The sequence below is a fragment of the Alloprevotella tannerae ATCC 51259 genome (genome assembly GCF_000159995.1).
Lineage (GTDB): Bacteria > Bacteroidota > Bacteroidia > Bacteroidales > Bacteroidaceae > Alloprevotella > Alloprevotella tannerae.
This window is the reverse complement of sequence record NZ_GG700642.1, coordinates 832,636-856,631: the sequence shown is the minus strand read 5'-3', so window position 1 is coordinate 856,631 and position 23,996 is coordinate 832,636. Positions and strand designations below refer to the sequence as shown.

The 23,996-nt window shown below is 47.1% G+C and carries 18 protein-coding genes; 11 read left to right on the top strand and 7 right to left on the bottom strand.

Annotation, left to right across the window (positions count from 1 at the left end; translation table 11 throughout):
- Nucleotides 1-323 precede the first annotated feature (323 nt).
- From GCWU000325_RS03500 to GCWU000325_RS11920, 4 genes are all read right to left on the bottom strand, one after another.
- A complete protein-coding gene (locus GCWU000325_RS03500) occupies nucleotides 324-2,273 on the bottom strand; it encodes a hypothetical protein (RefSeq protein ID WP_154646569.1) in 1,950 nt (649 codons plus the stop codon).
- Between the two features lie 296 nt (nucleotides 2,274-2,569).
- On the bottom strand, nucleotides 2,570-3,436 hold the full coding sequence (locus GCWU000325_RS03495; protein ID WP_006254735.1) for an OmpA/MotB family protein: 867 nt from the start codon (nucleotides 3,434-3,436) through the stop codon (nucleotides 2,570-2,572).
- Nucleotides 3,437-3,537: 101 nt separating this feature from the next.
- The gene (queG, locus tag GCWU000325_RS03490) at nucleotides 3,538-4,458 is read right to left on the bottom strand and encodes a tRNA epoxyqueuosine(34) reductase QueG (protein ID WP_006254734.1); all 921 of its coding nucleotides are present in this window, start codon (nucleotides 4,456-4,458) and stop codon (nucleotides 3,538-3,540) included.
- Between the two features lie 8 nt (nucleotides 4,459-4,466).
- Entirely contained in the window at nucleotides 4,467-4,625 is a 159-nt protein-coding gene (locus tag GCWU000325_RS11920) for a hypothetical protein (protein ID WP_006254733.1), read from the bottom strand.
- 16 nt (nucleotides 4,626-4,641) lie between these two features.
- Here GCWU000325_RS11920 and GCWU000325_RS11915 point away from each other — a divergent pair, with 16 nt between their 5' ends.
- The 6 genes from GCWU000325_RS11915 to GCWU000325_RS03465 all read left to right on the top strand — a co-directional run bounded on the left by GCWU000325_RS11915 (nucleotide 4,642) and on the right by GCWU000325_RS03465 (nucleotide 11,582).
- Nucleotides 4,642-5,016 (top strand): hypothetical protein, encoded by a 375-nt coding sequence (locus tag GCWU000325_RS11915; protein WP_006254732.1) that lies wholly within the window; start codon nucleotides 4,642-4,644, stop codon nucleotides 5,014-5,016.
- Nucleotides 5,017-5,351: 335 nt separating this feature from the next.
- Nucleotides 5,352-7,703: a type I DNA topoisomerase gene (gene topA / locus GCWU000325_RS03485; RefSeq protein ID WP_006254729.1), complete on the top strand. Its 2,352-nt coding sequence runs from the start codon at nucleotides 5,352-5,354 to the stop codon at nucleotides 7,701-7,703.
- Between the two features lie 16 nt (nucleotides 7,704-7,719).
- Nucleotides 7,720-8,277, top strand: coding sequence for a shikimate kinase (locus tag GCWU000325_RS03480; protein ID WP_006254728.1), 558 nt, complete (start codon nucleotides 7,720-7,722; stop codon nucleotides 8,275-8,277).
- A 98-nt stretch (nucleotides 8,278-8,375) separates the two neighbouring features.
- The gene (speA, locus tag GCWU000325_RS03475; protein ID WP_006254727.1) at nucleotides 8,376-10,268 is read left to right on the top strand and encodes a biosynthetic arginine decarboxylase; all 1,893 of its coding nucleotides are present in this window, start codon (nucleotides 8,376-8,378) and stop codon (nucleotides 10,266-10,268) included.
- Between the two features lie 8 nt (nucleotides 10,269-10,276).
- Complete coding sequence (ung, locus tag GCWU000325_RS03470) at nucleotides 10,277-10,939, top strand: uracil-DNA glycosylase (protein WP_006254726.1); 663 nt, start codon at nucleotides 10,277-10,279, stop codon at nucleotides 10,937-10,939.
- Between the two features lie 37 nt (nucleotides 10,940-10,976).
- Nucleotides 10,977-11,582: a DUF3109 family protein gene (locus GCWU000325_RS03465; protein ID WP_006254725.1), complete on the top strand. Its 606-nt coding sequence runs from the start codon at nucleotides 10,977-10,979 to the stop codon at nucleotides 11,580-11,582.
- Between the two features lie 204 nt (nucleotides 11,583-11,786).
- Here GCWU000325_RS03465 and GCWU000325_RS03460 read toward each other — a convergent pair whose 3' ends face one another.
- The 3 genes from GCWU000325_RS03460 to GCWU000325_RS03455 all read right to left on the bottom strand — a co-directional run bounded on the left by GCWU000325_RS03460 (nucleotide 11,787) and on the right by GCWU000325_RS03455 (nucleotide 18,034).
- Nucleotides 11,787-13,772 carry a hypothetical protein gene (locus GCWU000325_RS03460; protein ID WP_154646568.1) on the bottom strand — a complete coding sequence of 662 codons (1,986 nt, stop codon included), beginning with the start codon at nucleotides 13,770-13,772 and terminating at the stop codon, nucleotides 11,787-11,789.
- Nucleotides 13,773-16,299: 2,527 nt separating this feature from the next.
- Nucleotides 16,300-16,776: an IS200/IS605 family transposase gene (tnpA, locus tag GCWU000325_RS11300; RefSeq protein ID WP_006254719.1), complete on the bottom strand. Its 477-nt coding sequence runs from the start codon at nucleotides 16,774-16,776 to the stop codon at nucleotides 16,300-16,302.
- Nucleotides 16,777-17,623: 847 nt separating this feature from the next.
- Nucleotides 17,624-18,034, bottom strand: coding sequence for an HU family DNA-binding protein (locus GCWU000325_RS03455; protein WP_006254717.1), 411 nt, complete (start codon nucleotides 18,032-18,034; stop codon nucleotides 17,624-17,626).
- Nucleotides 18,035-18,761: 727 nt separating this feature from the next.
- On the opposite strand from GCWU000325_RS03455, the gene GCWU000325_RS03450 reads away from it, so the two are divergent.
- From GCWU000325_RS03450 to GCWU000325_RS03430, 5 genes are all read left to right on the top strand, one after another.
- On the top strand, nucleotides 18,762-19,667 hold the full coding sequence (locus tag GCWU000325_RS03450) for a hypothetical protein (RefSeq protein WP_006254714.1): 906 nt from the start codon (nucleotides 18,762-18,764) through the stop codon (nucleotides 19,665-19,667).
- Nucleotides 19,668-19,723: 56 nt separating this feature from the next.
- A complete protein-coding gene (locus GCWU000325_RS03445) occupies nucleotides 19,724-20,713 on the top strand; it encodes a hypothetical protein (RefSeq protein ID WP_006254713.1) in 990 nt (329 codons plus the stop codon).
- Between the two features lie 75 nt (nucleotides 20,714-20,788).
- A complete protein-coding gene (locus GCWU000325_RS03440) occupies nucleotides 20,789-21,763 on the top strand; it encodes a hypothetical protein (protein ID WP_154646567.1) in 975 nt (324 codons plus the stop codon).
- A gap of 44 nt (nucleotides 21,764-21,807) precedes the next feature.
- Nucleotides 21,808-22,704 carry a hypothetical protein gene (locus GCWU000325_RS03435; RefSeq protein ID WP_006254711.1) on the top strand — a complete coding sequence of 299 codons (897 nt, stop codon included), beginning with the start codon at nucleotides 21,808-21,810 and terminating at the stop codon, nucleotides 22,702-22,704.
- A 42-nt stretch (nucleotides 22,705-22,746) separates the two neighbouring features.
- Complete coding sequence (locus GCWU000325_RS03430) at nucleotides 22,747-23,853, top strand: thiol-activated cytolysin family protein (RefSeq protein ID WP_244832873.1); 1,107 nt, start codon at nucleotides 22,747-22,749, stop codon at nucleotides 23,851-23,853.
- Nucleotides 23,854-23,996: the final 143 nt, after the last annotated feature.

Genomic DNA, 23,996 nt, shown 5'->3' with positions numbered 1-23,996 from the left:
TCGCTGCCTGTGGTTACAAAATAGAAGGGTGCGCGCGTATGGATTATAGATTTGTTTAATTTTTGCACTTTTCCTCTTCAAGGCAAAGATACGAGGTCGAATCGACAATTGCAAAGAATACGATAGAAAACTTTCGCTATTTTTCTTTGTTGAGTCGGCGTAGCTTTCGTTTTCGAAGATTTGCGATAGTCTTTCCGACACTATCTCTACAACAAGCATCGCCCGTGATAACTGCAGACGGCCGCAAATGAAAGCGCCGGCAATGAGAAATCATAATCTCATTGCCGGCGCGTTATGTTAAGCGGGGCTTCAACCTCGTCGGTTTATTTTACCAACACCTTAAAGATTGTGCCATCAGAGAGTTTCACGATGTTTACGCCCTTTTGCGGCTGACTGATGCGGCGGCCATCGATCGTGTAGCGAGCTACTTCTGTGAGCTTCTGCGAACTTTCAATATCGTGGATGCCTGCGATCGGCGTTACCTGCGACTTCGCTGCATTCTCAATGCGGCCGTCGGGGGCGATAACCATTGCCACCACGTAGAGTTTGTTCGTCTGAACAGCAGAGAGCAGTTCCGCATCCGTCGGCATATCGATCGTGAAGGAGTGCTTCAAGGTTTTGCCGGCTTCGAGTGTGCCAATCTGCACTTGGTTCTTGCCGTTGTTGTCGTAAGAACTGCTGATCGCTACGTCATCGTAGTGCCACTCAAAGAATTTCGTGCCCTGCGCACCGCCCATGCAGAATTGCGCCATCTCTTCAGGCTGCGTCTCTCTGCGGCGTGCAGAGTAGTAGTTCATTTGGCGCCAGTTGTCTTTCGGGCAGAAAACCTCATCAGCTATCAAAACATAAGCCAACTTGAAGTTGCCGCTAACGAGCGGATTGATGTTAGCCGTAGCATAGACGTGCGTTTTTGCATCATCTATGGCGCCGGATACGCTCACTTCGATAGCCGAAGTGCGCTCCATTTCCTCCTGGAAGTCTTTCACAATGCCTTCGCCAGAGCCCTTGAAGGGGTCGATCTGCTTACCGCGATCAAGCATACATTTGGGTGCGCCCTCCCAAGCTAAGCGCTCATATTTCGTGATAAACATCGGGTCGCTGTCGTTATAGCGGTGGATGCCGATGCCGATAAAGCGGTCGCCGAAAGTATCGCGGAGCTTCATCATTCCGGCAATGCCGCGCGGGCAGTAGCCACAGCCTGTGCCTGTGTATTCTTCTACGACAACGTTGCGCACAATCTCTTTCTCCAGCACGACAAAGGCACCTTTACCCGTGGGGTGGATAGAACCATTGGCTTCTCCGTTAACCTTTGTGATCGTCACTTCTACGGGGAATTCGCCGGACTGCATAGGCGCGTTGACGGGAATATTTAAGAGTAACTCTTGGCCAAACAATGTGAGCGGCTGCGGCAGGTCCACCGTTTGCTCTTTCGATGGTTCGTGGTTGCCCACTTTCATCGTAAAGGCCAAGCTATTTACTTGCTTCGTGCCGGCCATCGTTGCCGTTACGGGCACGATCGCACGCTTGCCCGGCTTCATATATACCGGATCGAAGTCTTTTGTGTCGAGCGCGTTTTCAGGAATAGCGCCTTCACTCAACACTTGAATAGTTGCGCGGCCGAAGCCTTTGTTGGCTGCGTCTGCCCAGTTAGGTATGCGGACAGCCGTGCGTACCCAAAGCGAATTGTCAATGTCAGTGCCTCTGCCGGTCGTTACGATGGGCGAAGCGTTGATCGGATCAGAGAGCGCTTCGATCTCGAAAGTAACGCCAACGAATACGCCTTCAGCCGGAACCTCAAATGGTTGCGTCAGAACGATGTCGTTTGCAATACCCAGGTGGTTTTGATCTTGATCGCCGGCTTGTAGTTGGGTCAGGTCGCAAGTGACAGACACGTCAGCCTGCTTTGTATTGGCGGGCGGTTGTCCTGCTGCGTTGGGCTTTGCGAGCCATACGCGAACTTCGGAAACGTCCTTGAGCGAACGGAGGAAGAAGCGGATAGCCTGAATCTTCTTGCCGGCCATAAAGGGGTCGTTGCCTTTGATAAAGATAGCTTGCTCTACCGTTTCGGCGGTCTGCGTTCCGATGGCATCACGCATCATTCCATCGGTGTAATAGCCCCACCAAACTTGATTTGCACCGGGTTTGATTGTGCCTTTTGTTGTCGGTGTGAGAACCTTCACAAAAGGCGCTTCCATTGTTGGCTGTAAAGATTGTGCCTGAATGTTGCAGCAGCAAGTCAGGACAAGCGCCAATACGAGTAAAATCCTTTTCATTTTTAGACAATTTAGATTAGAATCAGTTGGAATAACATATTTGCCTCGCAAAAATAGGGCGTAATTTTGATTCCACAATACTTTTTTGGCTTTAAAAAGCATTGCGCCGAGCTTTTAACGTTTTAGGCCTTCATCGCCGCGGTCTGTTGCAGCCGATAATCGTCGCTGCCGCCGCCGCGCTGCAAAAGCGCGGCGGCGGTGTATAAAAAACGAGGCGGCAACTTCGATAAGCGTTGCGAGAGCGCTTACGAAATTGCCGCCATTCTCTGAATATTGAAAAGAGTGTCGTGCGAATTTTATTTGTTGTTGTCCGTTTCGGGCGCTTTGTCAATCAAGTCCATAAACTGATCCAACTTCGGCGTGATGATGATCTGCGTGCGGCGGTTGCGCTGCTTGCCCACTTCCGTTTCGTTCGTAGTAACGGGGTTATATTCTCCGCGTCCGGCGGCCGTCAAGCGTGCAGGGTTTACGCCATAATCGTTTTGCAGTGCCAATACAACGCTCGAAGCACGCAGACACGACAAGTCCCAGTTGTTGCGAATGTTTGTACGCGTAATGGGCACAGGGTCTGTGTTACCTTCGACCAAAACATCGTAGTCGCGATAGTCTTTTATGATCTTCGCAATCTTGCTTAGCGTCTCTTTGGCGCGACTATTGATCTCGTAGCTACCCGATTTGTAGAGCATATTATCGGCCAGCGAAATGTAGACTACGCCTTTGAGAACCTTAACATCGACTTCCCTTAACTCGTCGTTACTTAGTGAGCGCGTTAAGTTGTTTGTGAGCACCATATTCAAAGAGTCCGACTTCGACTTGGCTTCTACCAGTTGCTTAATAAATCTATTCGACGCGTTGATCTCATCTACCAGTTTGGAGATGTTGATACTGCCTTGCGAGTTCTGTTGCAGCGATTTGTCGAGTGAGCCTTGCAGAAGCTGGTAATCTTTTCTGAGATCGTCCACTCGGCGTTGCTCGTCAGAAAGTCGGTTGCGGAGGTTGTCCGTATTTGCATTGCATTCGGCCAATTGGATGCGGCCCTCCTCGTTGGCTTGACGCAGCGCCGCATTCTCGTTGCGTAGTGTTTCCAATTGTTTTTTGCTTGCACAACCCGTTGTCAGGAGCGCTCCACAAAGGAGCAGTGCAAAAAGAGATCCTTTGTTCATATCGTTATCATTGGTTTTTTATTGGTTCTTATGAGGTATAACGTCTAAAGCAGGGCGAAAGTTACGCAAAAGGGCCGATTTTTCTGTGTTTTTTGGAATGTTTAAGGCTTCCAGGCGTCGATATTCCTTTTCAGTCCTTCATATTTGGCTCTTTTAACGGCCGATCCTTTGAAAAGGCGGCGGTAAGTTTCTACGTCCAGCGCCCGCCAATCCTCGGTCTTCATTCGGAGCAATTCCGCTGAAGGCGCAAAGGCGGCTTCCTGCGTCGGACGGGCAAAACGGTTCCACGGGCAAACTTCCGCACAACGATCGCAGCCGTAGAAGCAATCGCCCATCTGCTCACCCGCCTCTTCGGGCAGCGGTCCGCGATGTTCGATGGTCAGATAAGAAAGACACTTGCGCGCGTCCATACTGCCGTCTCCGCAGAGTGCGCCGGCGGGACAGGCGTCGACGCAGGCCCGACAATTACCGCAAAGGTTGCGCTTCGGACTGTCATAAGCGTCAGCCGGATGCACCAAGATCAGTTCGCCGAGAAAAAAGTACGACCCCGCACGCGGTATGATCAGTTGGCCGTTGCGACCGGTCCATCCCAAGCCGGCTTTGACGGCCCAATAACGCTCATCGACGGGCGCCGTATCGACAAAGGCGCGGCCGTCTTCATACGGCTTCAGGTTTAAGCTTTGCATCAAGGCAAGCAGGCGTTCGCGCACCACGTCATGATAGTCCTTTCCATAAGCATAGCGCGCCAAAGGCGGCTTTTCGGGTAGATGAGCCGGCAGATAATTCATCGCCACTGCGACAATCGTCTGCGCACCTTCTACCAATAAGCGCGGATCCATGCGTTTTTCGATGTTGCGCGCCAAGTAATCCATCTCTCCGTGCTTACCCTCGGCTATCCACTTCCTAAAGCGCGCTTCCTGCGTCTGATCCACTCGCTCCGCACGCGCCAGTCCACACGCCGAAAAGCCGAGGCGGGCAGCCTCGGCTTTAATAGTTTGCGCTTGAAGTACTTTTTTGTCCAATGGTTACTTTAACTTTCGTCCAGGATACTATACCATTCGTCCTTTTCCTGCAAGCGTCGTCTGCGCGTGTATGCTGTAGGTCGAGCGAGCGTATAGATCTCCTGCTCGAATTCCTCGCGCTCCGCCGTCTCTCTTAGGCGAAAATCGTCTGAAAAGTCCTGTCTCATAACTCGTGCTCTTTAAATGGTAAGTATTGTTTGGAAGCAAAGTTATGAAATTTCTTATTTAATGGCAAGTTTATCGCTATTATTTTATTGTATTTTGGATAAAAAGAGTGATTTTAATATACTAACAGCTATTTTTGGCTTGATAGCACAAGCGAAAAGTACGTGCGGCGGTGATGAAGTCGGGCATAGCGCTTGCTTTCGATGCCATAAGCTGCAGCTTTCGCGCCCTTGGTTTTCGTTTGGTGGCAGCAAACTATTGTTTGGTGGGAGCATACTATCGTTTGGTGGGAGCAAACTATGGTTTGGCGGCAGCAAACGAAACGATGGCCCGCATCTGAAGGTGGGTAAAGCGAATGATCGGGCTGATTATTCAGCTTCAATTCGCTCATAATCAAAAGAAAATAAAAGGCTCTTCAATCGGCCTCGTTCGCTATCGGCCGCTCCGCCTTTTAAGTTGCCGCTTGGTGCAGCCGGTTTGCTGCTTTGGTATCAAAACTATGCGCCGTCAGGAAGAAAAATCAAGTCGAAGTCTGCCGGAAAATCTCATTTTTTTACGCTCCAATGGGCGAACTCGTATTATATAATGTGTAGCCCTCATTTTTTTTTTCTATCTTCGCGGCCGAAAAGTGAGCATCGGCAGAATCCGCTTGCGCCGTTGTCGCTGCCGGATAGATTCTTTCGGCCTATTTTGTCGGTGTAGTGGAAATAAGAAGAGGAATACGTAACATGACGGAAAGACAAAAAAACTTGGTCATTGTGGAGTCGCCCGCAAAAGCCAAAACCATTGAGAAATTTTTAGGACAGGACTACAAAGTAATGTCCTCTTATGGTCATATACGCGACCTGAAGAAGAAAGATTTCGGGATCGACTTAAAAACGTTTGAGCCTCAGTATGAAATACCCGACGACAAGAAGAAAGTTGTAGCCGACTTGCGGGCCGCAGCCAAGAAGGCCGAGACCGTATGGCTGGCTTCCGATGAAGACCGCGAGGGAGAAGCCATCAGTTGGCACCTTGCGAAAGTCTTAAAGTTAGACCCCGAGGCTACAAACCGCATCGTCTTCCACGAAATTACGAAGCCGGCTATCCTGTCGGCTATCCAAGCGCCGCGCCATATTGACCTGCGACTCGTAGATGCGCAGCAAGCGCGCCGCGTATTAGACCGTTTGGTCGGTTTCAAACTTTCGCCGATTCTGTGGCGCAAGGTGAGACCCAGCCTTTCAGCCGGTCGCGTGCAGAGCGTGGCCGTTCGCCTCGTCGTGGAGCGAGAGCGCGAAATCGCAGCCTTTCAGTCGGAGGCATCTTTCCACGTTGTCGCACTTTTTACCTTGCCCGAGGCGCAAGGCGAATCTGTCCTGCTGAAAGCGGAATTGCGCAAAAACTTCAAAACAAAAGCCGAAGCTCAAGCTTATCTCGAAGCTTGCAAGCAGGCCGTTTTTACGGTGGAGACCGTAACCAAGACGCCGGCAAAGCGGAAGCCGGCGCCGCCATTCACAACCTCGACCTTGCAGCAGGAAGCCGCACGCAAGTTGGGCTATCCCGTGGCGCTGACGATGCGACTCGCGCAGACCTTGTACGAAGCCGGACTCATTACTTACATGCGTACCGACTCGATGAACTTGTCGGGCCTTTGCTTGTCGGCTTGCAAGGAAGTTATCAATGCGTCGATGGGGCAAGGCTACCATAAAAGCCGACAGTATCATACGAATGCGCTGGGTGCGCAGGAGGCACACGAAGCTATTCGCCCGACGGATATGACGGCGCGGGAAATAGGCGGCACAAAACAAGCACAACGCTTGTATGAATTGATCTGGAAGCGGACTATCGCCTGCCAAATGGCTGACGCGGAACTCGAACGGACGACGATCGAAATCGCCGGCACGGGCTTGGCAGAACCATTTATTGCCACGGGCGAAGTCGTTAAGTTTGACGGTTTCCTAAAAGTATATCGCGAAAGCAGCCATGAGGATGAAGAGCGCGCAGAGAGTGGTCTGCTGCCCCCAATAGAGAAAGGAGCTACGCTGCAGCGCACGGAAATAACGGCCACAGAACGCTTTACGCAGCATCCGGCCCGCTATAATGAGGCGTCGCTGGTGCATAAACTTGAAGAATTGGGCATCGGTCGCCCGTCGACCTATGCGCCTACCATCTCCACCATACAGCAGCGCGAATATGTGGTAAAGGAGGATCGGCCGGGAAGCAAGCGTAAATATAATGTGCTCGCTTTGCGCGGCGAAAAACTGTCGGACACGACTAAAACGGAGACTTACGGCGCGGAGAAGAATAAATTGTTCCCGACGGATGTGGGCCTCGTCGTCAACGACTTTCTCTTGCACGCGTTTCCGGAGATTATGGATTATAATTTCACCGCGAAAGTTGAGAAGGACTTTGACCAAGTGGCTGAAGGAAACGAAGATTGGCAGGAATTGCTGCGTCGCTTCTATAGCCATTTCGATCCGCAGGTGGAAAAAATCTTGCAGGAAAAAACGTCGCATAAGGCCGGCGAACGAGAACTTGGCACTGATCCGGCCACAGGACAGCCCATCTGCGTCAAAATAGGGCGCTTCGGGCCGATGGCCCAACTCGGCGCAGCGGGAGAAGAGGAAAAACCGCGCTTCGCACGCCTTAAACCGGGGCAAAGTATAGAGACAATTACGCTCGAAGAGGCTTTGGACTTATTCAAACTGCCGCGCACGCTGGGCGATTTTGAGGGGTCGGCGGTCGTAATCAATGTGGGGCGCTTCGGACCTTATGTGATGCACGAGAAAAAGTATGTTTCCATTCCTAAAGATCAAGACCCAATGACGATCACGCTGGAGGAAGCGGAAGCATTGATTGTCGAAAAACGCAAAGAAGAGGCCGAACGACACATAAAGTCGTTTGAAGAGGAACCGGACTTGGAGGTACTTAAAGGACGCTTTGGCCCGTATATCGCCTTTCAAAAGAAAAACTATCGCTTGCCGAAAGCCGTGGCTGAGCGCGCCGCTGAATTGACGCTGGAAGAGTGTCGTAAGATTATCGCAGAAGAAAATAAGAAACCGGCGCGGGCAACGCGTCGGCGAACTACCAAAAAGACTTGATCAGAAAGACGTCTGTATGAGTAAGAGTATTGCTCTCATCGGCTATATGTGCGCCGGAAAGACCATCATAGGTCGCGATTTGGCGAAGGCAATAGGACGTCGCTTCTACGATCTCGATTGGTATATCGAAGAACGTTACCACAAGAAGATCACAGCGATGTTCGAGGATGAGGGAGAAGCCTACTTTCGCGACGTGGAATCGCGTATGCTGCGCGAAGCTGCGGCCTTTGAAGATATCGTACTCAGTTGCGGTGGCGGGACGCCTTGTTTTAATGAGAATATGCGCTTTCTGAATGAGGTCTCAGAAACGGTTTACTTGAAGGCATCTCCGCGCACGTTGTGCGATCACGTGAAGATGAGTCGCGGAAGGCGTCCCTTGCTGGAGGGGAAACCGACTGAAGAACTCGAAGCGCACATCGCCGCGCAATTAGAACAGCGTTCGCCCTTTTACGAACAGGCACAACACATTATCAATATAGACGTTTTAGACAGTTTCAGTAAGGTCAATTTCGTCGTAAACGAGATTCAACGATGTCTGGGTACGACTGAAGAGGCTGTTGATTTGAACTGCTGAGAGGAAAACGGCTCCGCGCCGCACGAAGTTGCGCCGGCACAGGCATCGCAACGTATAAACAAAAAGCTAAAAGCAAATATCTACACCGATTGTAGGCAATGAAGAAATGGAAAATTGATGATTCCGAGGAACTCTACGGAATAAAAGGTTGGGGCGTTAGTTACTTTGGTATAAATGAACAAGGCCACGTCTACGTGTCTCCGCGCAAGGATGGCGTAAAGGTTGACTTGCAGGACGTCGTTGAAGAACTTGCGAAGCAGGATATCACGGCTCCGATGCTCTTGCGCTTCCCTGATATCTTGGATAACCGCATTGAGAAGACGGCACAATGCTTTAACAACGCCGCAAAAGAATATAATTTCCAAGCAGAGCATTTTATTATTTACCCCATCAAGGTAAATCAGATGCGTCCGGTTGTTGAAGAGATTATTAGTCATGGCAAGCGTTATAATTTGGGGCTTGAAGCGGGTTCAAAACCTGAACTTCACGCCGTGATTGCCACGAATATGGATAGCGACAGCCCGATTATTTGCAACGGCCATAAGGATCAAAACTTCATTGAGCTGGCTTTGTTGGCGCAAAAGATGGGTAAGCGCGTCTTTCTTGTGATCGAAAAGTTGCCGGAGTTGGCTATTATCGCTCGCACAGCCGAGAAACTTGGCGTCCGTCCCAACTTAGGCATCCGAATAAAGCTTGCTTCCAGCGGCGCAGGCAAATGGGAGGAAAGCGGCGGCGATGCTTCAAAGTTTGGTCTCAACTCCAGTGAACTCCTAAAGGCACTGCAGTTGCTCAACGAGATGAATATGCGCGACTGCCTCAAACTTATCCATTTCCACATCGGCAGTCAGATTACCAAAATTCGCAGAATCTCCACAGCCTTGCGCGAGGCGGCACAGTTTTATGTGCAGCTGCGCTCATTGGGTTTCGACATACAATTTGTCGACTGCGGCGGCGGTTTAGGCGTGGACTATGACGGGACGCGCTCATCCAATTCTGCGAGCAGCGTCAACTATTCTATACAAGAATATGTCAACGACTGCGTTTATACTTTCGTAGATGCGGCCAACAAGAACAATATCCCCCATCCGAACCTCATAACCGAAGGCGGCCGATCACTTACCGCGCACCATTCCGTTTTGATTCTCGACGTTTTGGAAAGCGTGCGCCCCGCTCGGATGCCCGAAGATTTTGAGCCATCGCCCGATGATCACCAACTTGTAAAAGATTTGAGTGAGATTTGGGACAAGACTTCGCCGCGCTCAATGCTTGAAGACTGGCACGACGCCGAAGATATCCGCGAAGAAGCCCTCGATTTATTCCGTATGGGTATGCTTGACCTCAAGACGCGTGCACAGATCGAAGCCCTCTATTGGAGCGTTACCCACGAAGTCAGTGCAATGGTTCACCACCAAAAGCACGTGCCCGACGAGCTACGCGACATCGACAAGCGAATGGCAGATAAATATTTCTGCAACTTCTCTCTCTTTCAATCGCTCCCCGATTCCTGGGCCATTGATCAGATTTTCCCCATTATGCCTATTGCCCATCTCGACGAGCGGCCTACGCAATCGGCTACGATTCAAGATATCACCTGCGATAGCGACGGAAAAATCATCGGCTATGTTAACAACGGACATCAGACGAGCTACATCCCGCTCCACGATGTGCGGCAAGGCGAGCATTATTATATAGGTGTCTTCCTCGTTGGTGCATATCAGGAAATCTTGGGCAATATGCACAACCTCTTTGGCGATACTAATGCCATCCATATCTCGGTAAATGCCGAAGGATATACGATTGATAAGACCATCGATGGCGAAACCGTGGCCGACGTTTTGGAGTACGTCCAATACGACCCCAAGAGTTTGGTGCGCCGTCTCGAATCCTGGGTCCATAAGGCCGTGGGCGAAGGCCGCATCACCATCGAAGAGGGCAAAGAGTTTATCAGCAATTACCGCGCAGGCCTTTACGGCTACACCTATTTAGAATAAGGCGACCGATGGAAGTAAAGATAGAATCCGGATGGCAAGCCTGCTTAGCCGAAGAGTTTGCCAGCGATTATTTTGCGCAGTTGACCGACTTCGTGCGTGCCGAGTATCAATCCGGTCCTTGCTATCCGCCGGGGTCGCAGATCTTTAATGCTTTCGACTTGTGCCCTTTCGATCGCGTCCGCGTCGTACTTTTAGGCCAGGATCCTTATCACGAGCCCGGCCAAGCCGAAGGCCTTTGCTTTAGTGTGCGCGACGGCGTCCCCTTTCCTCCTTCTTTGCAAAATATTTTCAAGGAAATACAAGCCGACGTCGGTCATGCCATTCCCGCGAGCGGGAGTTTGCGCCGCTGGGCTGCCCAAGGCGTTCTTTTACTCAATGCTACGTTGACCGTGCGTGCCCACGCCGCCGGCAGCCATCAAGGGCATGGCTGGGAAACATTTACCGACGCCGTCATACGTCGGCTTAGTGCCGCTCGAGAGCACCTCGTTTTTCTCTTATGGGGCAGTTATGCGGGGCGAAAAGCCGAACTCATTGACGCTTCGCGCCATCTTATTCTGCGATCGGCCCATCCATCGCCACTTTCCGCCTACCGCGGCTTCTTTGGCAACCATCATTTTACCCTTTGCAACGATTATCTGCGCGCTCACGGCTTGGAGCCTATCAATTGGTAAAGGGATGCTGCTTTTCCACACGACATATTAGTATAAGATGCACACTTCTCGTCGAGAAATACCCATTTTGCAAGTAGGCAAAGTCTTATTGTCTACTGAAATCGTTACGGAATATTTCTGTTGCGACCTTTCTGCCTGCCACGGCCAATGCTGCGTAGATGGTGAGAGTGGGGCGCCGCTTACGCTCGACGAAGCCGCAGAGCTGGAGCGTCTGTTGCCGACGATTGAGGATAGTTTGTCGGCCGAGGCGCGCAAAGTCATTGCTGATCAAGGCGTAGCTTATGTTGACGTTGAGGGAGATTTGGTGACGAGCATCGTGAATGGGCAAGACTGCGTTTTCACCTGCTACGAAGCCGGTTGTTGCCTCTGCGCTGCTGAGCGTGCTTATCGTGAACAGCTAACGGATTGGTGCAAGCCTATCTCCTGCGCCTTGTATCCCATTCGCGAAAAGCGATTGAGCAATGGCTATATAGGACTCAATTATCACCGCTGGAGCGTCTGCGATCCTGCTCGCCGCAAAGGCCAAGAACTGCGTTTGCCCCTCTATCGCTTTTTGAAAGTCCCCTTGACTCGCCGTTTTGGCGAAGCGTGGTATAAAGAGTTGGAGGCTACCGTCGACGCACTTCAAGCGATGAAGCGATAAAGTCGCACGCAAGCATCGTTTGAGTATGCTTATTCTTACAGACTGCCGTGTCATATCCGACGCCGCAGTCTTTTTTAGTTCAAAGTTGAGGGTAGTTGCAGTTGCTTATCATAATAAAGCGTACAATTGGGATGCAGTTAGCCGCACTTAGAAAAGGCCGGACATTTCTATTACAATGCCCGGCCTCTTCGAGGAGAATATCACTTACTTCACTACTTTCTTTCCATTCACAATATACACACCCTTCGGCAAGTCTTTCACCTCACCGCCGAGCTTCACGCCGCTGAGCGTATAGATGCCACTGCGGGCTGTGGTGTCGATGGTCGGCGTGTTGATGCCGTCCGAACCTCTTGTGATTACAACCTCGCTCTTTACAATCTCTCCGTTGAGTACGACAGCACCTTGCGAGTTATCGACCACCGCTCCGGCAGGTTGCGTGATAGCGCAGTCTTCCAGTGTGATTTCCTTGAAGTTGCGGATAGAACCTTCTCTTCCCTCTGCTGTTACCGTAGCTTTGCTGATAAATAACTTCTCTTTTGAATCATTATATCCTGCAATGCCCCATTTTCCTTTGGCATTTACGATACAGTCCTTAATGGTAAGGTTTGTTCTCGCTGCGTAGATCGCAGCGTATTTCTCGCTCTTCATATTGAGCGTGCCACCGCCGGTAATCGTCGTTGGAGCGTCGACGATGGCGGCCGCGTCTACTGCATTCAGCTCGTTGGTGCCGCTCACCTTTATCGTTAGGCCGTCGATCTCTGACTCGATGCAATCAACCTCTCCTTCAATATTCAGTTTAGCATCCTCAAGCGTAAGCGTCTTGCTGTCCGGATCGTACTTTACCGTTCCCTCTACGCCGTCAATTACGGAAAGGTCTCCGCAATTGCCGGAAGTTACCTGTGTGCCGCAAATCTTGAGGTCGTACTTGGTTATAGGTTCAATCTTCACCTCGCTCGTTACTGTCTCTCCGTTGAGAACGACAGCACCTTGTGAGTTATCGACCACCGCTCCGGCGGGTTGCGTGATAGCGCAGTCTTCCAGCGTGATTTCCTTGAAGTCGCAGATAGAACCGGCTCGCCCCTCTGCTGTTACCGTAGCATTGCTGATAAGTAACTTCTCTTTTGAACCAACCTGTCCTGTAATGCCGTATTTTCCCTTGGCATTCACGATACAGTCCTTAATGGTAAGGTTTGTTTCCAGTGCGTAGATCCCACAGGATTCCTCGCTCTCCGCATTGAGCGTGCCACCGCCGGTAATCGTAGCTGGAGCGCCGATGGTGACGGCCGCCGAGTTTTCTGCTTTCAGCTCGTTAGTGCCGCCCACCTTTATCGTTAGGCCGTCGATCTCTGACTCGATACCACTATGATCCCCTTCAACATTCAGTTTAGCATTCTCAAGCGTGAGGGTCTTGTTGTAGGGGTCGTAGCTTACCGAACCCTTTACGCCGGGAATCACGGAAAGGTCGCCGCAGTGGTCGGAAGTTACCTGCGTGCCGCAAATAAAGAGATCGTACTTGGTTGGCACAATCTTCACCTCGCTCTCTACGATCTCTCCGTTGAGTACTATAGCATGCTTTGATTCATCAAATCTCGCTCCGGCGGGCTGCGTGATAGCGCAGTCTTCCAGCGTGATTTCCTTGAAGTCGCAGATAGATCCCCCCCATTTCAATTTCCCCTCTGCTGTTACCGTAGCTTTGCTAATAAGTAACTTCTCAGAACCATACTTTCCCTTAATGCCGTATTCTCCTTTGGCATTCACAATGCAGTCCTTAATGGTAAGGTTTGTATTCCATATCAAGATCACACAGTCTGCCAGGCTCTTCCCATTGAGCGTTCCACCGCCGGTAATCGTCATCGGAGCTCTGACGGAGATAGCCACCGCGCTTCTTGCATCCAGCTCGTTGGCGCCGCTCACCTTTATTGTTAGGCCGTCGATCTTTGACCAGATACAAATACTAGCAGTCAGTTTAGCACCCTCAAGTGTAAGCGTCTTGCTGTCCGGGTCGTACTTTACCGTTCCCTCTACGCCGTAAATCCCGGAAAGGTCGCTGCAGTTGTCGGAAGTTACCCACGTGCCGCAAATCTCGAGGTCGTACTTGGTCTGCGCCTGCGCCGTGGTGGGCAGGGCCATCATTGCAATGAACAGCGCGACGATCGCCGCGTAAGTGTTCTTAAGTAAATGTTGTTTCATAATTATAATGCCTCCCTGTTGAAACTCCTTTCGGAGCAATGCCGTATCGAAGGCCCGGGCGTTAGGATTGAATTGTTTTTATGTATTGACTTTCACCAATTGAGTTAAATGTCTTTTGTCGTTCTTGGGGAGACTCATCTTGTCGCTTGCCTTGCCTCGAAGAAGATTCCGACTGCGGTGTATCACTGTTCTCACATCTTATATAAATAATCTTGTAACTGCCGCGTGATTTTTCAGCCTGCCTCCCATTTTTTTCGCACTTCGCCTCTTGAAGTATTGTTTCTTTTTGCAAAGTTCGGACGATTTACCCCAAACCGACTTGCTCTAATCGGACAAAAAGTTGCTCTAATCGGACATTTTTCATTTTCCCGACTTGCTCTAATCGGACATGGGCATTTTCGTAAATCGCTGATAATGAACAAAAGTAGTTGAAAATATGGCTCATTCCCCAAAATATGTAAACAGTTGACAATTTCCCCTACATCGGTTTTTTGGATACTTATTTTCAATTTTCCTCCCTGCCGTTTTCAGTGCAAAGCAATCAACGAAACCGCCGCCGGAAAACCTACATTTTTTAGTTCTTACCCACATTCGCCCACGACCAACCGCATTGTCGCCCGAATTGCGTCTAAATATACGCAATTTACCGCATATATTCACATAAATAGCTCACAAATTATATAAAAACATCCACATTTCCACCAAAATTACATATTACAATTCAAAATTCTATCGTTTAGCTCGCACAAACGCCGCGCAGATTCGCTCGTCAATCCCTCCATCTCCACCCAAGAAACATATTAAAAACACCCGATTTCATCGATGAAATCGGCAAAAATAACGTACAATATCATTCACAAATAAGCTTATCACCATTACCTGCACCTGTTCATGCACCCACTCTCCGCCTAAAATCACATAATCTCCGCGCACTTTCACCCACCAATAACCCTCATTCTACGCTCTCTACTATAAAAATGTCAATAACTCGTCCAACTTTACGTAACTTTCGCCCAATTTACTCCGCCAATAACCCCATCGGGGTTAGTCTCTTGGCAGGGCAGGTGTTGGAGCAAAGCGACAACCCTGCCTCGGGACATCGGTTCATTGACAACCCCATAGGGTTGGTCTCTCAAAACTCCCCAACTCATATATGCAACAAACCTTAAAAGACCAACCCTAAGGGGTTGCCCTCTTGCGACACACTATGGCAGGGTTGTCGCTTCACTCCAACACCTGCCCTGCCAAATGACCAAGCCTAAGGGCTTGTTTTTGTACATTTTTCCTTACCGCTCAACTCTCTATACTTGCTATGGAATATGGCCGATTCTCCGCCCAAAACCACATAATCATCGCACACTTTCACCCACCAATAACCCTCATTCTATGCTCTTTACTATAAAAGTGTCAATAACTCGTCCAACTTTACGTAACTTTCGCCCAATTTACCCCGCCAATAACCCCATCGGGGTTAGTCTTTTGGCAGGGCAGTGTTGACGCCTGGCGTCAACACTGCATCAGCATATAGCGGTAATGACAACCCCATAGGGTTGGTCTCTCAAAACTCCCCAATTCATATACGCGACAAACTTGAAAGACCAACCCTAAGGGGTTGCAAAACGGCGTGCCTCATTAAACAGGGTTAAAGCACTACGCACTTTAACCCTGCTCTACCAAAAGACCAAGCCTAAGGGCTTGTTTGCATGTATTTTTCCCGTACACCCATATAAACTCGCTGCGGAATATGACCGATATACCGCCTAAAATCACAAAAACTCTGCACAATCTTGCCCGCAAATAACCGCATCACCGCCCAATGTATATCTCAAAAACACCCGATTTCATCGAATAAATCCGCAAAAACGTCGTACAATGGCGCCCGTAAATAACCCCTCGCAACCGTCCACACCTATGAACGTACTAACCTCCCACCTGAAACAACATAATCTCCGCGCACTTTCACCCACCAATAACCCTCATTCTACGCTCTCTACTATAAAAATGTCAATAACTCATCCAACTTTACGTAACTTTCGCCCAATTTACTCCGCCAATAACCCCATCGGGGTTAGTCTTTTGGTAGGGCAGGGTTGACGCATCGCGTCAACCCTGCATCAGCATATAGCGGTAATGACAACCCCATAGGGTTGGTCTCTCAAAACGCCCCAATTCATATACGCGACAAACTTGAAAGACCAACCCTATGGGCTTGCAAAACGGCGTTCCCCATTAAACAGGGTTAAAGCACTCCGCACTTTAACCCTGCTCTACCAAAAGACCAAGCCTAAGGGCTTGTTTGCATGTTTTTTCCGCACTCCGATATAAACTCGCTGCGGAATATGACCGATATTCCGCCTAAAATCACATAATCCTCGCGCATTCTCACCTGCCGATAACCCCATCGGGGTTAGTCTTTTGGCAGGGCAGTGTTGACGCTTTGCGTCAACGCTGCCTCGGATCAAGGGTTTAATGACAACCCCATAGGGTTGGTCTCTCAAAACGGCCCAATGGTTATATAGATAATACTTTATTTCCAATAGTGATGATCCGAATCAATACCGGCATTTCTTAATAAAGCTTCAAGTTCACTATATGTTGATCGCTTCTGATGATGTTCTTTTTGAGTAATAATATATTGATACACGGATTTTTTGAATTTACGGGAGACGGAGAAGCCGGCATAACCTGATTGCCAGTAAAAGTTGTGATAATATATGCTATCACATTCTTTGAGAAAACGAGATGAAAGACGTTTAATCTCTTTTATAAATGTCGATAAGGATATTTCCGGTGATAAAGTTGTAAGTAAATGAAGATGATCGCCCGGACCGTTTGCAATAATACAAGAACATCCATAGTTCTCACAGGTATCCTTTATAAATATGTTGAGTCGTCGTTGATCTATATCTCTAATGGTTGGAGCAGATACTTTTTTGTGAAATACACAATGGATAAGTAGATGACAAAGAGTTTGTGGCATAGTTATTTTTATGGTATGCTGCAAAAATACGTATCTTTAATTAAATAACAATTGGATATTAGGTGGTTTTATTCTCTAACTTATAAAAACAATGTAGTCTCATATATTTACTACGGCGAGAGCTAAAAGACCAACCCTAAGGGGTTGCCCTCTTGCGACACACTATGGCAGGGTTGTCGCTTCGCTCCAACACCTGCCCTGCCAAATGACCAAGCCTAAGGGCTTGCCTTTATGTGTTTTACCTTATCTCCGATCTTATAAACTTACTGTAGAGAAAGGCCGATTGTCCGCCTAAAATCACATCATCCTTGCGCACTTTCACTTGCTAATAACCCCATCGGGGTTAGTCTTTTGGCAGGGCAGTGTTGACGCAAAGCGTCAACGCTGTCACGAATCAAGGGTTCAATGACAACCCCATAGGGTTGGTCTTTCAAACACACGCCGATTTACGAGTAAAGGGCGCCTCATGCTTTTACGGGAATGCGCAAAAAGTAATGTAAAAACGGAGGAAATGTTCAAAAAAGCACGGTTTCATCGAAGATTCAGCTACAAAACAACACCGCCTTATGCACCCTGATCCACCCATCTCCGCACCCCGATTCACCCATCTCCGCACCCTCGCCAAACTTTCACCTATGATCGTTGAAACTTTCTTATAAGACAATTTTAATTCTCCTATAAGACTCTTCAAACTTTCACCTAAGAAACTTTTTCCGATCATAGGTGAAAGTTTGAACAATCCTTATCCCCGCACACCTGATCAACGGCCCATTTTCGACAAAGTACGAAAAAGCCGCGCTTTCATCGGGTGAAAACGCGGCCTTTGCTAAATGTAATTTTTTGCCGGCACTACGCTGTGCCTCCTCTTCACTTACTTCGCATTCCGGATATCGTCCTGCGCACCGAAGATTAAGTTGCGCTTGTCAAGTGCCATACGCATCGTACTGCTTTTCGTGAATCGCACGCTCACGCGCTTAATGAGATTTGCCCCTTTTTCCTTTGCCTCTTTCGCCGTCGTTACGCCCTCGCCGTGCATTGTCAGGCGAAAAGAACCGAGATCACCTAAGCGAACCGAATTACCATCGGAGAGTGTTTGGAGAATCTCATATTGCAGGGCATCCAACACCGCCTTGACGGAGGCAGAAGATACGCCCGAACGCTTCTCGATGCGCCCGACAATCGTGCGCAACATCACGGGCACGCCCGGCGCCATCTGGGGATAAAATTTAATTTGTGTACGGTTGAGCGGATTTTTCTTCGCTCTGATAACGAACTTAATCATTGTGGTATAGATTTATTTGGTGGATAATTGAACCAAGAGCGCTCCTCGCCCTTGCGCTTGCAAAGGTAAGCATTTCCGCCGAGCCTGCCAAAGGACCTTGAATACGTTGCTGTTACAGCGTAGTGTTGCTATCAAGCTTATTGAGAAGCGCTTCCTTTTCAACAAATATTGTTTGGGATTTTTCGCGTGTAAGTTCTTTAACTACTTGATGCTGATTGTTGACTAATCGGAAAGTTGAAAAGATGAATTTTGTTGTAAGTAAATATTTTCTCCTCATATCTTAAAAGACGATAAGTGCTTTAGGATAGTTGGCCTTCGCGTACAATGACTACTTTGTAATATTTGTGATTGCTCAGGGAATAGCTTGTCGAGGTTGGAGTTTCCTAAACAGTTTTTCAAGCAATCGTTTGAAAAATTAAATACGCTTAAAGTAGCTTAATCATAATGCTTGTTGTGTACTGAATATGAACACTATTTCGTACTATATGTTTCCTGCTTAATTTCAATTAAAAGCATATTTATGAAAATATTGCACCAAAACACGCAGAATATATTTGTGTTTTTAATATATTTAGAAAGGTTGGGGTTCCGGTGGCGTCTTTTCTAATTGTCTATATCTGTAAATATATTTTTGGCGGCGCAGGGGGTTTCTTGTATTTTCGCGCCCAAATACTCAATCTCTGCATGGCCTTGTGGTGAGCAGATTGGGGTGAAATTTTTGAGATATATGAAGAAGTTTTACAATTCAACGTTTGTTGTCTTCTTGCTATTATGCGGATTGATGACTACTTTGGCAGCTTGCAACCATGACGGAGGCGAGGATGGCCTTGATGTGCCTCAGCAGAAAGATGCCTCAGTCATAGTGAAAATTTCACCAGCGACAGGCGTGCGCATCGGGCAAGATATGAATGGCTTAAAGGTTGGTGATTCCATTTATTATAATCTTACGATTGAAGACCCCAAAGGACCTAAGTCGGCCACGTATGCGCTTGACCTCGAAGGCGTAGGTAGTACGAAGAATCACAGACGCTTCAATCAAGATTTTACGCTTCAGGTTGCTAAAATAGAAGAAGACGGTTCGACGAATGATTGGCATCAGATAACGGAATTTCCATATACTTTGCCGGAAAAGGGGCGCTATCGTCTAATGTATGTTGCTAAGTCGGATGGTACATTTATTCACGAATTCAAACTTCAACGGCAAGTAAATAATAAGCCTAATAGCAAGGTTACAAACTTTTCTGTTGTATTTAATGTCTTGGATGTGGATCTTGTTTATAACCTTGACATCTCGCGATTTGGTACTATAGCTTATTTTTTCCGGTATTCCTTCGGTATAAGTATAAAGTGTGGCGATTTTGCGACAGATAAGCTACTTGAAAAGTCGAATGGCAGTTCCTATGCTTATAGGCTCATTTATGATGGGAAGGAGTATAGTAGTTCTTTTGAACCCGGAGTTAAACAGGATTTTACGTATGGCAAAGATTATGTATACGATATAGGGCCGTATTTAAATGATAAGTATGTTTCAGAACTTGTTATTACAATTAAGCCATCTAATGGTGCGCCTCCTACCTACTTCCAATACAAGAATCTAAAGATGCGAAAAGTGGTTAATTGGAGAGGTGCATAGTATAAATACGCGCAAAAACACTATAACAAAAATTTAGTAACTCAAAAGAGCAACAAATGAAGAAGCTTTACAAATCTATATTTTCAGTAGCCCTACTATTGTGCGGCTTGACCGTGAGTTTGACGGCTTGCAGCCACGATGGGAGCGAAACACCTGAAAAGCCCAATACTGAAGATCCTTCTTCAGGTGGGACTAACCCCAATGAGCCTAATCCCGATACGCCTCAACAGAAAGGCGATTCCATCTTGGCGCAACTCGTGCCGACACCGGCAGCTAAGTCCGGTCAAGACTTGGAGGGGTTTTTGGTAGGCGATAAAATTTATTATGATCTTAAGATTACGGACGCTAAAGGTGCTGAGTCGAGTACTTATACGCTTGACCTCGAAGGGGCAGGTCGCGTCGAAAATCATAGGCAAATCGGAAAAGATTTTGCCCTTTTTGTTGCTAAAGTAAAAGCAGATGGCTCGGCAAAAGATTGGAATGAGGTGAAGAGCTTCCCTTATACGCTGCCGTCAAAGGGTGATTATCGCTTGATGTACAAGTCTAAGACTGATGGAACGTTTGATCATAAATACCAGCTTAAGCGTCAATCGAAGAGCAAATCTGATAGCAAGATCACAAACCTCCCGATCGTTTTTTATGTGTTGGACGTGGATATTGCTTATGCTGTTGAAACATCAACTATGTTCAAAGATGATGTAGTGAGATATTTGATGGGCATCAAAGTAAAGTGTGGCAGTTTACCGACAGATAAATTGTTAGAAACGTTCGATCCTAACTTCCCTAAAGGTCGCTCCTATACGTTTAAGCTTGTTTATAAGGATGAAGATTATACCGACTCTTTCCAGCCAAATGTTTATCAGCGGTTCTATCATAGCGGATATGTGGTCTATGATAAGAGAAAAGGAGAACCAGACCTTGATTATTTGTCTAGGGATATTAAAGATCTTATTATTACGATTAAGACAGCAGCCGATGCCGCTCCTCTCAAATTTCGATATAAGAAGCTGAGAGTACGAAGAGATGATAATTGGAGAAGAAAATAAAGAAATAGTATTAAAGCGCTTAATCTCGCTACGGCGCGTGGACGTCTTGGCGTAGTTTAGATTTCAAAATAATATATGAAGAAGTTTTTCAGTTCAATATTTTCAGTCAGTCTATTGTTGTGTGGCTTAATGGTGACGTTGTCGGCGTGTAGTCGGGATGGGGGCGATAACATTCCTGAAAAGCCTGCGACTGATGAGCCTACTCCGGATGATTCTAATTCGGGCGAAGCGCAACAGAAAGGTGACTCTATCTTTGCAAAGATTTCGCAGGCTACTGGTGTGCGTATAGGTCAAGATCTTAATGGCTTGTTAGTAGGCGATTCTATCTATTATAATCTTACGATAGAGGACCCAAAAGCTTCTAAGTTGACCGACTATACACTTGATCTTGAAGGTGTAAATAGTACGTATAATCATAGACGCTTCAATAAAGACTTTATACTTAAGATTGCTAAAATAGAAAGCGATGGCTCGACGAAAGATTGGCATCAAGTGAATAGTTTCCCTTATGTTTTGCCGGAGAAGGGTCGTTATCGACTGATGTACGTGGCTAATTCAGATGGTACGTTTATTCACGAATTCAAACTTCAGCGTAGGTTAAATAAAGAACCCCATAGCAAGGTTACAAACCTCTCTGTTGTATTTAATGTCCTAGCAATAAATCTCCTCTATGCTGTAGAATCGACGGAAGCTATGTATGGTGCTAATAACTATTTGGTGAGGTATTCTTTAAGTATAAGTATAAAGTGTGGCGACTTCGCGACAGATAAATTGTTTGAAAAAACTCCCGGACGCTCTTACTCTTACAAAATTGTGTGTGATGGGGTCGAATATAACGATACCTTTGAGCCCGGTGTATGGCAGACTTTTTATAATCAGTCTAAGTCTCATTATTATGGTAAAAATAGTGGACCGGAATTTCAAGACAAGTATATCTCAGAACTTGTAATTACCGTTAAGCCTTCAAACGATACGCCACCGACGCTCTTTCAGTACAAGAATCTGAGAATGGTGAGAGAAGTTAATGGGCGTAGAAAGTCACGCTGCTAAGCGTAATGTGATATAAACAAAATTGATTCTCAAAATATCCGATTATGAAAAAAATCTACAAATCAGGCCTTTCGCTCTTTCTGCTGATGTGCGGATTGATTATTAGCTTAACTGCCTGCAACAATAATAAAGGCGAAAACATGCCAGACGATTCTGAGCCAAGTGTGAGTACAAGTAGTGACTCTGTAATTGTGCGGCTCACTCCTGCTTCCGGTGTTCACGTCAATCAAGATCTTAACGGGATCTTATTGGGCGATACGATCTATTACGACTTTAGAATTGTTGATACCAAAGCACCAAAGAATACAACCTATGCCTTGACCTTTGAGGGAGAAGGTTCTATGGACTATCATCGGCGAATCAATCAAGACTTTAAGCTTATGATAGGTAAGGTTGAAGATGGAGATTCAGTTAAGGACTGGCAGACCATCAACGAGTTTCCTTATATATTGCCCTCTAGCGGCCTCTATCAAATTAAATACATAACGATGTCAGATGGAACGTTTATCCACGATCTGAAAATCCAACGTCGCGTAGATGGGAAACCCAAGGGTAAGATTACGCATCAACCTGTCTTGTTTAATGTCTTGCGTATCGAGCTGTGGTTCCAAGAGAATAAATACAAGAGAAAGCGCTACCGAAATGATTTCTATTTCAAAGTAAGATGTGGCGAATTTAATACAGACCAATTATTTAAGAATTCTGGCTCATCTTCTAATGGGCGATCTTATGGTTATCGGATTATTTATGACGAGAAAGAGCATAGTGGAACATTCCAAGGTGGGGAGGCGCAGTGCTTTCTTGAAGGCCCTGGACAAAAAAGGCGTGCTCCGGAGGTTAAGAATCTTTTTGTGTCCAACTTTGTCTTGAACATAACTTCAAAAGATAACCCGACACCGACATCATTCCAATACAAGAAGTTGAAATTAGAAAAACGATAAACAACATTAAGTATAACTCAACCAAACAAAACAATGAAAAGTATGAAATTATTTGGTAATGCAGCTTGCGCTCTGTTCTTGGGCCTTTTAGCTGCAAGTTGTAACAACAATGACACGCCCGATTCGCCTAGCTTGCCGGATATGAAGAAGGTCGAGTTCAAAACGCTAAAAGACGTCGTAGAAAGCGAAACGCCGACCGATAATGTGCAAGGCGACAAGCGCGAGTATATTCAAGTTGTTAGAAAACAGCAATCGCTTGACCCTGCTGAACTCATCCAGTCGAGATCAGAAATCTTCCCTGGTAGTGTACTGCGTGGAGGAGCACTTTTGAATGATGAATATACACCGCTCGTACTCAAAGAACCGAAAGAGATAACACTGTCTATGTCGTTGCCCGGAAAAGGTTTGACTGTGCACACTAAGAGTTTGCCGGTGATGAGTCAAGTGCGTCAGAAAGTCAACGATCTTGTTAATGATAATAGTGATCGTATTGACTATGAAAACGTGCCTACTTATCTAACCTATGTTTCGCACGAGGTAAATACAGAAGAGAGTTTTAATAAGACTTTCCGCTCTCACTTGAAGGCTAACATATTGGCTGGATTGATTAAGGCTAACTTTAATTATAGTTGGAGTAAGAATACGAGCCAAAAAAAGAAATATATATTGATCAAAGTGCGTCAGTTGTTTTATAGCATTAATGTCGATCCGGTAGCTGTCGAAGATTGGGGTACTTTTGTTAAACCCGGCGAGTATGAACCCGTTTATGTCAGCAGTGTAGATTATGGTCGCGTAGCCAATTTGCTTATCCAAACTGAGGAGAGTGCTGAAGAAGTTAAAAAAATGATAGAAGGAAGTATTAACTTTGCTTTTAAAAAGCTTGGTGGAGAAGCAGGTGCCTCTTATCAAAAGGAAACAAAACGCCTCTTCTCAGAAAATAAAATACAAGTGATGATAGCCGGTGGGCCGTTGAGCTTAGGTAAAAATATCACGAATTACGATGAATTTATTAACTTCCTCAAAGCGCCGAGCCCGGCTGACTTAATTCATTCTGCAGCGCCTATAGGTTATAAGATCCGTTCTGCTGTAGATGGCCACGATGTGGAAATTAAGGTAACTTACACTGAGGCTAATAAGATCTTTAAGTAATAAAGGATTCAATCCAAAAAGCGTTTGGGTATTGCAGCCACGTTTTGCTCCTGCCGTTCTTATCGGCTTGAAGCAGTGGGGGTGCACGGGAGTACTATAAGGAACTTGAGCAGGTAAAATTACCGCAAGAGAAGAGCACGGCT